Annotated in this window: 14 protein-coding genes; 5 read left to right on the forward strand and 9 right to left on the reverse strand. The window is 72.8% G+C overall.

Annotated features, from left to right (window positions below; translation table 11 throughout):
* Positions 1 to 4: 4 nt before the first annotated feature.
* Positions 5 to 1,240: a 30S ribosomal protein S6--L-glutamate ligase gene (rimK, locus tag AC0VX4_RS11435; RefSeq protein ID WP_123243984.1), complete on the reverse strand. Its 1,236-nt coding sequence runs from the start codon at positions 1,238 to 1,240 to the stop codon at positions 5 to 7.
* Between the two features lie 27 nt (positions 1,241 to 1,267).
* Here rimK and AC0VX4_RS11440 point away from each other — a divergent pair, with 27 nt between their 5' ends.
* Positions 1,268 to 1,798 (forward strand): ATP-dependent zinc protease family protein, encoded by a 531-nt coding sequence (locus tag AC0VX4_RS11440; RefSeq protein WP_063188563.1) that lies wholly within the window; start codon positions 1,268 to 1,270, stop codon positions 1,796 to 1,798.
* Positions 1,795 to 2,910, forward strand: coding sequence for a succinylglutamate desuccinylase/aspartoacylase family protein (locus AC0VX4_RS11445; RefSeq protein ID WP_063188560.1), 1,116 nt, complete (start codon positions 1,795 to 1,797; stop codon positions 2,908 to 2,910). Before AC0VX4_RS11440 ends, AC0VX4_RS11445 begins: the two co-directional genes overlap by 4 nt.
* A gap of 34 nt (positions 2,911 to 2,944) precedes the next feature.
* On the opposite strand, the gene AC0VX4_RS11450 is transcribed toward AC0VX4_RS11445, so the two are convergent.
* The 6 genes from AC0VX4_RS11450 to AC0VX4_RS11475 form a co-directional block, all read right to left on the reverse strand.
* Positions 2,945 to 4,168 carry an MFS transporter gene (locus AC0VX4_RS11450; RefSeq protein ID WP_475464414.1) on the reverse strand — a complete coding sequence of 408 codons (1,224 nt, stop codon included), beginning with the start codon at positions 4,166 to 4,168 and terminating at the stop codon, positions 2,945 to 2,947.
* 103 nt (positions 4,169 to 4,271) lie between these two features.
* Positions 4,272 to 4,733 carry a 50S ribosomal protein L9 gene (gene rplI, locus AC0VX4_RS11455; RefSeq protein WP_002857787.1) on the reverse strand — a complete coding sequence of 154 codons (462 nt, stop codon included), beginning with the start codon at positions 4,731 to 4,733 and terminating at the stop codon, positions 4,272 to 4,274.
* Between the two features lie 28 nt (positions 4,734 to 4,761).
* Positions 4,762 to 5,001, reverse strand: a complete 240-nt coding sequence (gene rpsR / locus AC0VX4_RS11460; protein WP_002857788.1) for a 30S ribosomal protein S18 — start codon at positions 4,999 to 5,001, stop codon at positions 4,762 to 4,764.
* 230 nt (positions 5,002 to 5,231) lie between these two features.
* A complete protein-coding gene (locus tag AC0VX4_RS11465) occupies positions 5,232 to 5,831 on the reverse strand; it encodes a single-stranded DNA-binding protein (RefSeq protein ID WP_002857789.1) in 600 nt (199 codons plus the stop codon).
* 132 nt (positions 5,832 to 5,963) lie between these two features.
* The gene (rpsF, locus tag AC0VX4_RS11470; RefSeq protein WP_002857790.1) at positions 5,964 to 6,269 is read right to left on the reverse strand and encodes a 30S ribosomal protein S6; all 306 of its coding nucleotides are present in this window, start codon (positions 6,267 to 6,269) and stop codon (positions 5,964 to 5,966) included.
* Between the two features lie 153 nt (positions 6,270 to 6,422).
* A protein-coding gene (locus AC0VX4_RS11475; RefSeq protein ID WP_158184099.1) for an IS5 family transposase occupies positions 6,423 to 7,317 on the reverse strand; the annotation gives its coding sequence in 2 pieces (ribosomal slippage) (positions 6,423 to 6,959 and positions 6,961 to 7,317; 894 coding nt in all).
* A gap of 237 nt (positions 7,318 to 7,554) precedes the next feature.
* Between AC0VX4_RS11475 and AC0VX4_RS11480 the strand changes: the two genes are divergently transcribed.
* The gene (locus AC0VX4_RS11480; protein ID WP_475464415.1) at positions 7,555 to 8,139 is read left to right on the forward strand and encodes a hypothetical protein; all 585 of its coding nucleotides are present in this window, start codon (positions 7,555 to 7,557) and stop codon (positions 8,137 to 8,139) included.
* 69 nt (positions 8,140 to 8,208) lie between these two features.
* On the opposite strand, the gene AC0VX4_RS11485 is transcribed toward AC0VX4_RS11480, so the two are convergent.
* Positions 8,209 to 9,678 (reverse strand): M18 family aminopeptidase, encoded by a 1,470-nt coding sequence (locus AC0VX4_RS11485; protein WP_475464416.1) that lies wholly within the window; start codon positions 9,676 to 9,678, stop codon positions 8,209 to 8,211.
* A 107-nt stretch (positions 9,679 to 9,785) separates the two neighbouring features.
* Between AC0VX4_RS11485 and AC0VX4_RS11490 the strand changes: the two genes are divergently transcribed.
* Positions 9,786 to 10,118, forward strand: coding sequence for a hypothetical protein (locus tag AC0VX4_RS11490; protein ID WP_475464678.1), 333 nt, complete (start codon positions 9,786 to 9,788; stop codon positions 10,116 to 10,118).
* Here the strand turns inward: AC0VX4_RS11490 and AC0VX4_RS11495 are convergent.
* On the reverse strand, positions 10,109 to 11,641 hold the full coding sequence (locus AC0VX4_RS11495; protein WP_227448932.1) for a glycosyltransferase family 87 protein: 1,533 nt from the start codon (positions 11,639 to 11,641) through the stop codon (positions 10,109 to 10,111). The two genes, AC0VX4_RS11490 and AC0VX4_RS11495, sit on opposite strands and share 10 nt — an antisense overlap.
* Positions 11,642 to 11,811: 170 nt before the next feature.
* Between AC0VX4_RS11495 and AC0VX4_RS11500 the strand changes: the two genes are divergently transcribed.
* Complete coding sequence (locus AC0VX4_RS11500; RefSeq protein WP_475464417.1) at positions 11,812 to 12,897, forward strand: inositol-3-phosphate synthase; 1,086 nt, start codon at positions 11,812 to 11,814, stop codon at positions 12,895 to 12,897.
* Positions 12,898 to 12,980: the final 83 nt, after the last annotated feature.

Below are 12,980 nucleotides of genomic sequence, written 5' to 3' on the forward strand. Positions count from 1 at the left end.
GGGCTCAGGCGTCGTCGGCGGGCGCCTCGGGCGCCGGGGCCTCCTCGGCGACGGAGGCGAGGATCGGGGTGGCCGGCAGCTTCCGCACGCGCTTGGGGCGGCGGGCGCGGGCGGGGATGAGGGCGCGCATGTTCTCGGTCTTGCCGAAGCAGAGCAGCCGGTCGCCCTCCTCGAGGACCTTGGTGTCCGCGGGGTTGGGGAACACGCAGGTGCCGCGGTGCAGGGTGAGCACCTGCAGGTCCTTCGCGAGCAGCCCGGAGTCCTCGATGGACTGGCCCACCCAGCCGGAGCCGGCGTGCACGGTGATCTCACCGACGCCGTACCCGGTGGACACGGCCAGGCGCTGGCGCACGTCGATGTCCGGGAAGCCGGCCTGGTCCGCCACGTAGTCGATGATCGCGCCGGCCACGTCCAGGTCCGTGGCGGCCTCGATGCCCTGCAGCCCCGGGGAGGAGTTCACCTCCATGACCAGCGGGCCGTGCTCGCCCTCGAGCATGTCCACGCCGGCCACGCGCAGGCCCATGATGTGGGCGGCGCGCACGGCGGTCTCCGCGTACTCGGGCGAGAGCTCGACGCGCTCCACGGTGCCGCCGCGGTGCACGTTGGAGCGGAACTCGTCCCCCTGGGCCCGGCGGCGCATCGCGGCCACCACGCGGTCCCCCACCACGAGCGCGCGGATGTCCGTGCCCTTGGACTCCTCCACGAACCGCTGGATGAGCACCTGCTGGTTGGTGCCGTGCAGCGTCTCGATGATCGCCTCGGCCACCTTCTTGGTCGGCGCCAGGATCACGCCGATGCCCTGGGTGCCCTCGAGCAGCTTGATCACCACGGGCGCCCCGCCCACCATGTCGATCGCCGTGGAGACCTCGCCGCGGTTGCGCACGAACACGGTGGCGGGCATGTCGATCTCGTGGCGGGAGAGGATCTGCGTGGCCCGCAGCTTGTCCCGCGAGTTCATGATCCCGGCGGCCGTGTTGGGCGTGTAGACGTCCATCTGCTCGAACTGGCGCACCACGGCGGTGCCGAAGTAGGTCACCGAGTTGCCGATGCGCGGCAGCACGGCGTCGTAGCCGGAGAGGGGGCGGCCGCGGAACATCAGATCGGGCTCGTCCGAGCTGAGGTCGATGCCGAAGCGCAGGGTGTCCAGGACCTTCACCTGGTGGCCGCGCTCGAGCGCCGCGGTCTTGAGGCGCTGCGTCGAGTAGGCGCGCAGGGAACGGGAGAGGATGGCGAGCTTCATGACCGCTTTCCTGGGAGGATGAGGGGCGTGTCTGAATCTAAGCACACGGCCCCGGCCCCCCACGGCGTGCCCCCCACCGACGACGGCGCCGCTCGCCCGGGGCTGGTGGGCTGGCGCGAATGGGTCGGCCTGCCCGCCGCCCACACCCCCTGGATCAAGGCCAAGATCGACACCGGCGCCCGCACCTCGGCGCTCCACGCCTTCGGCATCGAGCGGTTCGCCCGCGACGGCGCCGCGTGGGTCCGGTTCGAGGTGCACCCGTGGCAGACCTCGGCGGCGGACGCGCGGACGGCCGAGCTGCCGGTGGCCGACCTGCGCACGGTCCGCTCCTCGAACGGCGAGGCGCAGGAGCGCGTCGTCGTCGTGATGCCGCTGACCCTGGCCGGCCGCACGATCGAGGCGGAGGTGACCCTGACCCACCGGGACGAGATGGGCTTCCGCATGCTCGTGGGGCGCACCGCGCTGGCCGCCGGCGGCCTCCTCGTGGACCCCGCCGCCTCGTACGTGGGCGGGCAGCCGCCGCGCGGCGTGCGCCGCCGGAACCGGGGACGCGCGTGAGCCGTCGCCCCGCCCGCGCCCCCTTCGCGTTCGGCGGGGTCGAGGTGCCGGCCGGCCGCCGCCATGAGCTGTCCCTGCCGATCTCCCAGCTCGTCACGGGCGCGGACGTCACCCTGCCCGTGCACGTGCTGCACGGCCGCGAGGACGGGCCCACCGTGTGGGTCTCCGCCGCGATCCACGGGGACGAGGTGGCCGGCATCGAGATCGTCCGCCGCGTCCTGGAGCGCCTGCAGCCCACGCACCTGCGCGGCACCCTGCTGGCTGTGCCCATCGTCAACGTGCTCGGCGTGATGGCCGGGGACCGCTATCTGCCGGACCGCCGCGACCTGAACCGCTCCTTCCCCGGCTCCGCCCGGGGCTCGCTCGCCTCGCGCATCGCGCACCTGATGATGACCGAGGTGATCGGCCGCTGCACCGTGGGCATCGACCTGCACACCGGCGCGGACCGCCGCTCCAACCTGCCGCAGATCCGGTGCGACCTGGAGGACCCCCAGACCCGCGCGCTCGCCGAGGCGTTCGGCGCGCCCGTGCTCTTCCACGCCCGCCTGCGGGACGGCTCCCTGCGCGCCGCGGCCCGCGAGGCCGGCGCCCGCGTGCTGCTCTACGAGGCCGGTGAGGCCTGGCGCTTCGACGAGTACGCGATCGCCCCCGGCGTGGACGGGGTCCTGCGCGTGCTCGCGGCCCTGGACATGGTGGACCCCGCGGACGTCGGGCTCACCGAGCCCGGGCCGGACGCCGTCGTCGACGCCCCCGGTCCGCTGCCCGGCGAGGTCCCCGAGGAGCGGACCACGGACGTGCCCGAGGCGACCGACGCCACCGGCGAGGACACGGAGGCCGTGCACCCCGACGTCGTCGACGGCGAGCAGGACGCCCCCTACCTGGTGTGGCAGTCCACGTGGGTGCGCGCCCGCGCGGACGGCCTCGTGCACCTGGACGTCTCCCTCGGCGAACGCGTGAGGGCCGGGGACCGCATCGGCGCGCTCTACAACTCGTTCGGCCGCCGCCTGGCGCACGTGAAGGCCGAGCTGACCGGCGTGGTCATCGGCCGCACCGAGGCACCCCTGGTGCACCGCGGCGACGCCCTCGTGCACATCGGGGGATGGGACACATGAGCACCCCCACGACGACGGCGGTCCCCGGCCCCGCTCAGGCCGGGGACGGGCGCCGGGCGATGGCCCGGCCGCCCTGCACGAGCCGGTAGTAGAGCAGCAGCGCCACCCCGACCCCGCCGGAGAGCAGGTACATCACCGGGATCCCGACGGCGGCCACCACCGCGCCGAGCACCATGGGGCCGAGGCCGGTGCCGAGGTCCAGGAGCAGGAAGAACGTGCCCGTGGCGACGCCGATCTCGGTGGGCCGGACCACCTTGATCGCGATGGTCTGGAACACGCTCACCACGGGCCCGTAGGTCAGCCCCAGCAGAGCGCCGGCCACGAGCATGCCCGCCGGCTCCCGCCACAGCGCCAGCACCGCGTAGGAGACGGCCATGCCCGCGAGGATCGGGTAGACGACGGCGTTGTCCCCGTGCCGGTCGTGCAGCACGCCCAGGACGGCGCGGCCCACGATGGTGCCCGCGGCGAAGAGCAGGAAGAACAGGCTCGGCACCATCGCCGGGTAGCCCTGCTGCTGCGCGAACGTGGCCATGAACGCGAGGATGCCGCCGTACATGAACCCGGAGGCAAGGGCCACGCCCGCCGCCGGCGCCACCTCCGCGGAGAACACGTCCGCCCGGTGCAGCCGGAACCGGCCCGTCAGCGGCGGCTCGGGCACGCGCACGAACAGGGCGACCAGCAGGGCCATGCCCGTGAAGCCGATGCACGCCCGGAACAGGGCGTCGTAGCCGACGGCGGTGCTCAGCTGCAGCGCCACCATCGGCCCGACGGCGCCCGCGAGCGTCATGGACGTGGAGAACCAGCCGGTGCCCTCGGAGCGGCGCACGGGCGGGACGATCCGCTGCACGGCCGTGGCCAGCACGGTGCCGGCCGCGCCGAAGCACATGCCGTTGAGCAGGCGGACCGCGGTCAGCGCGGCCAGGGAGTCCGCCCAGAGGTACGCCGCCGTCGTGAGGACGTAGCAGGCCAAGGCGACGAGCAGGACCCGCCGCCGCCCCCACGCGAAGGTGGCGGGCGTCGTCGTCATGCGGGTGAGTACCGCGCCCAGCACGAACGCCCCCACCACGACGCCGGCCTCTGCGTCCGACGCGCCGAAGGACGTGACGGCGTAGAGCGCCATGGCGGTCATGAGCGTGTAGAAGATCATCGCCACGAACAGGTAGGTGGCGCTGACGAGGATGAACGGGCGCGTCCACAGCGGCGGGCGCGGGGCCGCCGTCGAGCCGGCGGGGTCGGAGGGCGGTGGGGCGGAGGGCATGGCCTCCATGTTCCCCCACGGCACGAGGCCCCGGCCCGCTCGTGAAGAGCGGACCGGGGCCTCGGGTGCGCGCCGCAGGCGCGACGGGCTCAGAAGCGGATGATCACTTCTTGGCCTTGGCGGCCACGACCTGCAGCTGGACGGTCGCGATGACGTCCTCGTGCAGGCGGACCTGGGCCTCGTGGTTGCCCACGGACTTGATGTGCGCCGGCAGGGTGATCGAGCGCTTGTCCACGGAGCCGAGGCCGGCGGCCTCGATCGCCTCGGCGACGTCGGCGGTCTGGACGGCGCCGAACAGGCGACCCTCCGCACCGGCGGTGCGCTCGAGCTTCACGGTGGCGGACTGGAGCTGCGCGGCCTGGGCCTGCGCGTCCTCCAGGTTCGCCACGGCGCGGGCCGCGCGGGCCTTCTGCAGGGACTCGACCTGCTTCTCCCCGCCCTTGGTCCACACGGTGGCGAAACCGCGCGGGAGCAGGTAGTTGCGGGCGTACCCGTTCTTGACCTCGACCACGTCACCGGAGGTGCCGAGACCGGCCACTTCCTGGGTCAGGATGAGCTTTGCCATCTGGGTGTTCCTTCCTTCGCTCGCTCGATCAGCCGCGGCCGGCGCCGGCGTAGGGCAGCAGGGCCACCTCGCGGGCGTTCTTGACGGCCTGGGCGATCTTGCGCTGCTCCTGGACGGTCACGCCGGTCACGCGACGGGCACGGATCTTCCCGCGGTCGGAGATGAACTTGCGCAGCAAGGCCACGTCCTTGTAGTCGATCTCGGTGATCTTGGCGGCCTTGAGCGGGTTGGACTTCGGTTTGGGCTTGCGGAGTTCAGCCTTCGCCATCGTGGTGCTCCTTCAGAGTTCTCTGGAGCCCGCAGAACGGTTCTGCGGGATGGGATCACGCGGCGTCCCGTGCGGGGCACGGGGCCGTGTGCAGTGCGGCCCGGCGGTGCCGGGTCGCGGGTGGGATGGGCCGCCGGGGCGGCCCTCCGGGCAAGGTGCGCCCGGACGGAGAGGTCCGTGGTGTTCCGTGTCCGTCGCGGCCGCGGGGGCCGCGCCCGGTCAGTGCAGGATCAGAACGGGGGCTCGTTGGAGGACGGGGTGTCCCATCCGCCGCCACCGCCGCCGGACCAGGGGTCCTGCGGTGCGGCCTGGCCGCCGCCCTGCTGCTGGCCGCCCCAGCCGCCGCCCTGCTGGGCGCCGCCGAAGCCGCCGTCGTTGTTCCCCCCGAAGCCGCCGCCGGCCGGGGCGCCGCCGAAGCCGCCCCCCTGCTGGCCGCCGCCGAAGCCACCGCCGCCGCCACCGCCGCGCTGGGCGCGGGTGACCTTGGCCGTGGCGAACCGCAGCGCCGGGCCGACCTCGTCCACGTCCAGCTCCCAGCTGGTGCGACGGTTGCCGTCCCGGTCGTCGTAGGAGCGCGCCCTGAGGCGGCCCTGCACGATCACGCGCATGCCCTTGGTCAGCGACTCCGCCACGTTCTCCGCGGCCTCGCGCCAGACCGAGCAGCGCAGGAACAGCGCTTCGCCGTCCTTCCACTCGTTGGTCTGGCGGTCGAACGTGCGGGGCGTGGACGCGACGGTGAAGTTCGCGACGGCCGCGCCGTTCGGGGTGAAGCGCAGCTCCGGGTCGGCGGTGAGGTTGCCGACCACGGTGATGACGGTCTCGCCTGCCATGGTCACTCCTGTCTTCGGGGGTTCTGCCGGTCAGTGACCGGATCCGGGGATCCGGGACTGCTCAGCGGGGTTCCGGTGGGGGCGTCGGGGACTGATCCGATGCTCTCAGACCCTCCGGACACGGTACGAGGATCACTCAGCGGTGATCTTCTGCTCCTCCGGACGGATGATCTTGGTGCGCAGGATCGTCTCGTTGAGGTTCAGCAGACGGTCCAGCTCCTGGGTGGCGGCCGGCTCCGACTGGAAGTTGACGACCACGTAGATGGCCTCGGACTTCTTCTGGATCTCGTAGGCGGTCTTGCGGCGACCCCACACGTCGATGTTGTCGACGGTGCCGCCGGCGTTCGTGACGACCTCGAGGTACTTCTTCAGGGTCGGCTCCACGGTGCGCTCGTCGACCTCAGGGTCGATCAGCACCATCAGCTCATAAGCACGCATGCGAACCCACCTCCTCTGGGCTTGCGGCCGCGGTCTCTCCGCGGCAGGAGGTTCTGCGTTCTCCCCTTACGCATGCATCCGCACTCTTCGGCGGCACGCAGGGGATCCCGTCAAGAATACCAGCACTGCGCCTCCGCAGATGAGGTGCCACCCCTAGGGCATGTCTGACAATCGTTTTGACCATGCGAGCACAGCATTCAGGACCAGAGCGGCCCTGTAGATGATCGCGTACTTGTCATACCGGGTCGCCAGACCCCGCCACTGCTTCAGGTGAGCGTACTGACGCTCGATGACATTGCGGCCCTTGTAGGCGTCCGCGTCGAGGCTGACGGGGCGCCCGCCGCGGGCACCGCGCCGTCTGCGGTGGCCCTGCTGGTCGGCCGGTTCGGGGATGACCGCTTTGATCCCACGGGCACGTAGGTGGGTGCGGATCGCCCGGGAGGAGTACGCCTTATCGCCCAGCACGGCCTCGGGGCGAGTCCGGGGCCGCCCTACTGGCCGGGTCACGCGCAGCTGCTCCAGAAGAGGAAGCAGCATCGGGGAGTCCCCTGCCTGGCCGGGGGTGATCAGGCTGACCAGCGGCAGCCCGGTCCCATCGACGAGCTGATGGATCTTCGTGCTCAGCCCGCCACGGGAGCGCCCGATGCCGTGATCGGCCGGCTCCTCACGCGGATTCTTGTAGTTCGACCCATCCCCCTGTGAGGCGGGTGATGTTCGTCGCGTGCTGATGCGCGCGGGCGATCGTGGAGTCCACCGAGACCGACCAATCGATCAGGCCTTCGGCGTCAGCGGCGGCGGTCAGCGTGGCCAGCACCGTGTCCCATGTGCCTTCTTCGGCCAAGCGCCGATGCCAGGTCCACACGGTCTGCCAGGGCCCGTAGACCTCGGGCAGATCCCTCCAAGCGATTCCGCACCGGTACCGGTAGATGATCGCCTCCACCATGGCGCGGGCGTCGGCGAACGGCCTGCCGGCGCGGCCGGTCCGGGTCGGGAGCATCGGGGCGATCAACTCCCATTGGGTGTCAGAGAGCATCTGGAACCGGGACATGTCCCCAGGGTCTCAGCTGACTCGTGCATCTATTCTCAGACACGCCCTAGGGGGCCGTGGGGTGGCCGGGGCTTGCCCTCGGTCGACGACGACGTACCTTGGAAGGAGGACACACATCCTGCGTCACACCCCTCTCACGTTTCGGAGCATCCCATGTCAGAGTCCACGTCGGCAGCGCCCCAGCCGTCCCAGTCCGTCCCCTCCCGCCGCCGAGTCGCCAGCAGCCTCGCGTGGGCGGTGCCGACCGTCGTCGCCGCCGCCGCTGCCCCCGCCGAGGCGGCCAGCCCTCCCCCGCGGATCGACCGCTCGTTCCTGGTCACCCGCGGCACCGCGGGGGCCGGGCCCGGCACGACAGTGACGGCCTGTGGCTCGGGTTCGACCCGCTTGAGCGTCACCACGGACGACGTCAACACCTACTACCGGATCGCCAATGTGCAAGCCGGCTCCACGGTGACGAACGTGACCGCCTCCGTCCTGGTGCAGAGGAGCGTGGTGGATGCGATGGAGACTGGGAAGAACCCCACCACCTTCACCTGGACGAGCACCACCCCGTCCTGGAGCACCCCCGTCCGTGAGGTCTCCGGGACCGGCAGTCCGGTCCTGTACACCAACAACGGCACCCCGTACTACCGCTACTACAGCAATCTCCAAACCGCGGTAACCCCGGTACCCGCCCCCGTCTCAGGCACCATCACCCTGCCGCGCATCGGGTGGTACAGCAACTGCAGCACGGCCCTCGCCAGCGTGTCGGTCAACGGGCGCGGCTCCGCCGTCGTGAACGGCACGCCCTTGGTCAATGTCGGCAACTTTCGGACGGTGTGACCCCGGGCTCCGCCGGCTGACGCAGCCCCGCGCACGCCGCTCGTGGCGGCCGTCATCCGCCGCCGCGCCTCACACCCCGCGGAAGAACTCCCGCACGGCCGCCGTCAGGTGCTCCACGTCCCGCACGCCGCACATCTCGCGCGCCGAGTGCATGGACAGCAGGCCCAGGCCCACGTCCACGGTCCGGATGCCCAGGCGGGTCGCCGAGATCGGGCCGATGGTCGAGCCGCAGGGGACGTCGTTGTGGGAGACGAACTCCTGGAACGGCACCCCCGCCACGCCGCACCAGCGGGCGAACGCGGCCTCGCCCCCGGCGTCGGTGGCGTAGCGCTGGTTGGCGTTGATCTTCAGCAGCGGGCCGTGGTTCACGCGCGGGTGGTTCACGGGGTCATGCCGCTCGGCGTAGTTCGGGTGCACCAGGTGGCCGGCGTCCGCGGACAGCAGCCAGGACCCCGCGATCGCCCGCGCCCGGCCCTGCCCGGCCACGCCGAGCGCCTCGAGCACGCGCCCCATGACCTCCTCGAGCAGCGGCCCGGCCGCCCCGGACCGCGACGCCGACCCCAGCTCCTCGTGGTCGAACGCGGCGAGCAGCGGGATCACCGGGGCGCCGGACGCCTCACCGGCCACCCCGCCCGCGACGGTCCCCTCGTACGCGATCGGCCCCTCGGCGCCGCCGTGTTCGCGCGCCAGCTCTTCGAGCGCCACGAGGCCCGCGTGCACCGAGCTCAGGTTGTCCAGCCGGCCCGACGCGAAGAACTCGCCCGCCAGCCCGAAGAGTCCGGGCGCCTGGGCGTCGGCCACCACGACGTCGTGCCCGCGCACCGCGGCCGGGTCCACGCCGGCGGCGGCCGCGAGCGCGGTCAGCACGTCACCGGGCACGCGGGCGGCCAGACCGTCGACCTCGCCGCGCGGGGCGAGCGCCCCCACGACGGGGTTCGTGTGCCGCTGCCGCTTCAGCGTCAGCCCCTCGTTGACCTCGCGGTCCAGGTGGATGGCCAGCTGCGGGATGCGCCCCACGGGCCCGGTCGCGGCGAGCACCTGCGTGCCGTCGTCGAGGGCCAGACGCCCGGCGAACCGCAGCTCGCGGTCCAGCCACGAGTTCAGCAGCGGGCCGCCGTACACCTCGACGCCGGCCTGCACCCAGCCGTCGGCCGTCACGGTGGCCGGGTTCGGCTTGAGCTTGAACCCCGGCGAGTCCGTGTGCGCGCCGAGGACGCGGAACACCGGCACGACGGCGGCGCTCGGCCCCGCCTCGTCCGGCCCGGCCGCGCGCGGCTCAGCGCCCTCGTGGCGGCCCAGCGCGCCGGCGCCCGTCGGCACGATCCAGGCCACCGCCGCGCCGTCGCGCACCACCACGTAGCCGCCCGGGGCCGACGGGAAGTCGGCCGTCTCGTCCAGGCGGGTGAAGCCGACGGCCTCCAGGCGGCGGGCGACCTCCTCCGCGGCGTGGTAGCTGGAGGGCGAGGCGGTCACGAACTCGGCCAGGTCCCGCAGGTGGGCGGGCAGCTCGGCGGCGGTGTCACGGGTCACGGGGGTCATGCCTCGACCGTACCGCGCCCCACCACCCCATCCGGCTACCCTGGCCCGGAAGCGGCCCCGCCGCATCGCCCGCCCCGTCAGCGCAGGAGGAGCCCGCCGTGGACATCATGATCGCCGTCGCCGTGGGGGTCTTCCTCCTGGTGGCGTGGACCGTGGGCGGCTGGGCCATCGTGCGGATGGGCTTCACCCGGGACGGGGACGCGGCCCGCACCCCCGCCCACGACGACGGCGCCGCGCGTCCGGTGCACCCCGGCGCGGCCGCGGACCCGGCCACCGACCCCCACGTGATCTGGCGCGAACAGATGAAGGCGGCCACGGCCGCCTCCGGGGCGCCGTGCGTCTGTCCGCCGCCGCCCCGCGAGGACGGCGCCGCCGCGGCGGGGACGACCGCACCGCCGTCGTCCCCGGACTGCCCGATCCACCGCTGGGACTACGCCTGAACCGCGGCCGGCCGGCCTGAGCGCCCCCGGACCGGGCTGGCGTCCGCGGCGTACGCGCCGGCGAGCGGGTCGGCGTCCGGGTGGCCGCCGTGGTCGCGCTTCACGAGGTCCTCGGCCGGGTGCAGCATCTCCCACACGACGCGCCCGCACAGCCACAGCACGGCGAGCATGTGCGCGAGGATCGCGGCCACGTAGACGGAGTCGTCCATGGAGTGCTGCGGCGGGGTCTCGGCCACCCCCTTGGCCAGGTACATCCACACGGCGAAGAAGTGCAGCGCCTCCACCGTCTGCCACACCCAGAAGTCCCGCCAGCGCGGCAGGGCGAGCGCCAGGAGCGGGATCAGCCAGACCACGAACTGCGGTGAGTACACCTTGTTGGTGAGCACGAACGCCGCCACCACCAGGAACGTCAGCTGGGCCAGCCGCGGGGTGTGCCGCACCCGCACGCCCAGCACGAAGATCCCGAGGCAGCACACCGCGAAGGTCCCGTAGGCCAGCAGGGTCAGGGAGTCCTCCGGCACGAACGCCCACCCGGCCTGCGCGGCGGTCACGTCCCACGCGTGCCACACGCTGGACAGGCCCGGCCCGCGCTCGCCGGAGAAGGTGAAGAACACGGACCACGCCTGGAAGTTCACCGCCATGAGCGGCACGTTGACCGCCGCCCACGCCGCCACCGTGCCCCCGGCCGCGAGCAGGAACGGCCGCCACCGCCGCGAGCGCACCGCCAGGATCAGCAGCGGCCCCAGGATCAGCAGCGGATACAGCTTCATGGCCGCGCCGAGGCCGAACAGCACCCCCGCCGTCAGGGACCGGCCGCGCGACCACGCGTACATGCCGCACGCCAGCAGGGCGACCGCCCACAGGTCCCAGTTGATGGTGCCGGCCAGCACGATCCCCGGGGCCACGGCCACCATGAGCCCGTCCGTCCACCGGCGCCCCGCCATCCGGACGGTCAGCACCGCGACGACGGCCCACAGCACCACCACGAACCCGAGGTTCACGAGCCAGAACACCACCGTGCCCTGCTCCGGCGAGAACGGCAGCGCCTGCGTGACCCAGGCCGCCACCGAGCCCACGACGGACATCAGCACGGGGTACTCGAACGTGGAGCCCGCCCGGAACGGCGCCCACGGGTCCGCCGCGAACCCGCGCCCGCCGTAGAGCGCGGCCCAGTCCGAATAGCAGCCCGCGTAGTAGACGTTCGGGGCGCCCCAGCCGTGCAGCAGGCACGGCGACTTCTGCAGCACGGTCACGACGGCGGCCAGAGCCACCAGCAGCCCCGTCAGCGCCGCGGGCCCGGCCCACGAGCCGGTCCCCCGTCCGGGGACGTTCGCCGCGAGGCCGTCGGCGAGCTGGAAGCGGCCGCCGCGCTCCCCGGGGGCGGGCAGGGCCCCGGACGGTGCGCTGTCAGCGGAACGCCCGGCGGGGACACCCGGGGTGGTCACGGCGTCGCTCGGGGCGCCGTCCGCGGCGTGAGTGGGCGGCTCGCTGGGGGTCGCGGCATGCGCGGGGGCCGATCTCATGCCCCCCATCCTAGGAAGGCGCCCGGACACCGGACGGGCGGGGCCGCCGTCGTCGGTCGTAGACTGGCGGGGTTGATCCCCGGGTGAGCGCCCCGCCGAACGGTGCGGGCCCCCTGTGCGCGCCCCGCGTGCCCGCACCCGTTCCGGACAGTCGAGGAGAGAACCAGACCGTGGCCACCAACCCCATCCGCGTCGCCATCGCCGGCGTGGGCAACTGCGCAACATCCCTCATCCAGGGTGTGGAGTACTACCGCGAGGCGAAGGCCACGGACACGGTCCCGGGCCTGATGCACGTGCAGTTCGGCGACTACCACGTGTCGGACCTCGAGTTCGTGGCCGCGTTCGACGTGGACGCGAAGAAGGTCGGCCTGGACCTGTCCGAGGCCATCACCGCCTCCGAGAACAACACCATCAAGATCGCGGACGTGCCCCACGCGGACGTCACCGTCCAGCGCGGCCCCACCCTGGACGGCCTCGGCAAGTACTACGCCGAGACCATCGAGGAGTCGGACGCCGAGCCCGTGGACGTGGCCCAGGCCCTCCGTAACGCGAAGGTGGACGTGCTGGTCTGCTACCTGCCCGTCGGCTCGCAGCTGGCCACCGAGCACTACGCCCAGGCCGCGATCGACGCCGGCGTCGCGTTCGTGAACGCCCTGCCCGTGTTCATCGCCGGCACCCCGGAGTGGGCCGAGAAGTTCACCGCCGCGGGCGTGCCGATCGTGGGCGACGACATCAAGTCCCAGATCGGCGCCACCATCACCCACCGCGTGATGGCCAAGCTGTTCGAGGACCGCGGCGTCACCCTGGACCGCACCTACCAGCTCAACGTGGGCGGCAACATGGACTTCAAGAACATGCTCGAGCGCGAGCGCCTGGAGTCCAAGAAGATCTCCAAGACGCAGGCCGTCACCTCCAACACCTCCGCGCAGCTGGGCGAGAAGGACGTGCACATCGGCCCGTCCGACTACGTGGCCTGGCTCGACGACCGCAAGTGGGCGTTCGTGCGCCTCGAGGGCCGCAACTTCGGCGACGCCCCGGTCTCGCTCGAGTACAAGCTCGAGGTGTGGGACTCCCCCAACTCGGCCGGCGTGATCATCGACGCCGTGCGCGCCGCGAAGATCGCCCTGGACCGCGGCATCGGCGGCCCGATCCTCTCGGCCTCGTCCTACTTCATGAAGTCCCCGCCCGTGCAGCACAACGACGAGGCGGCGCGCGAGCTCGTGGAGGCCTTCATCCGCGGCGACATCGAGCGCTGACCCGCCCGGTCCCGCCCGGACCGCGCACGACGCCGGCCCGTCACCTTCCCCGTGGAGGTGACGGGCCGGCGTCGTCGTGGGGG

This window comes from Micrococcus sp. 63XJN7_8_ISO-PGPR-S23-253 (assembly GCF_056173425.1).

What these genes read in the sequence shown, in the direction of transcription:
- rimK (WP_123243984.1), bottom strand. Translation starts at nt 1,240, where the DNA reads ATGAAGCTCGCCATCCTCTCCCGTTCCCTGCGCGCCTACTCGACGCAG.
- AC0VX4_RS11450 (WP_475464414.1), bottom strand. Translation starts at nt 4,168, where the DNA reads ATGCCCTCCGCCCCACCGCCCTCCGACCCCGCCGGCTCGACGGCGGCC.
- rplI (WP_002857787.1), bottom strand. Translation starts at nt 4,733, where the DNA reads ATGGCAAAGCTCATCCTGACCCAGGAAGTGGCCGGTCTCGGCACCTCC.
- rpsR (WP_002857788.1), bottom strand. Translation starts at nt 5,001, where the DNA reads ATGGCGAAGGCTGAACTCCGCAAGCCCAAACCGAAGTCCAACCCGCTC.
- AC0VX4_RS11465 (WP_002857789.1), bottom strand. Translation starts at nt 5,831, where the DNA reads ATGGCAGGCGAGACCGTCATCACCGTGGTCGGCAACCTCACCGCCGAC.
- rpsF (WP_002857790.1), bottom strand. Translation starts at nt 6,269, where the DNA reads ATGCGTGCTTATGAGCTGATGGTGCTGATCGACCCTGAGGTCGACGAG.
- AC0VX4_RS11485 (WP_475464416.1), bottom strand. Translation starts at nt 9,678, where the DNA reads ATGACCCCCGTGACCCGTGACACCGCCGCCGAGCTGCCCGCCCACCTG.
- AC0VX4_RS11490 (WP_475464678.1), top strand. Translation starts at nt 9,786, where the DNA reads ATGATCGCCGTCGCCGTGGGGGTCTTCCTCCTGGTGGCGTGGACCGTG.
- AC0VX4_RS11495 (WP_227448932.1), bottom strand. Translation starts at nt 11,641, where the DNA reads ATGAGATCGGCCCCCGCGCATGCCGCGACCCCCAGCGAGCCGCCCACT.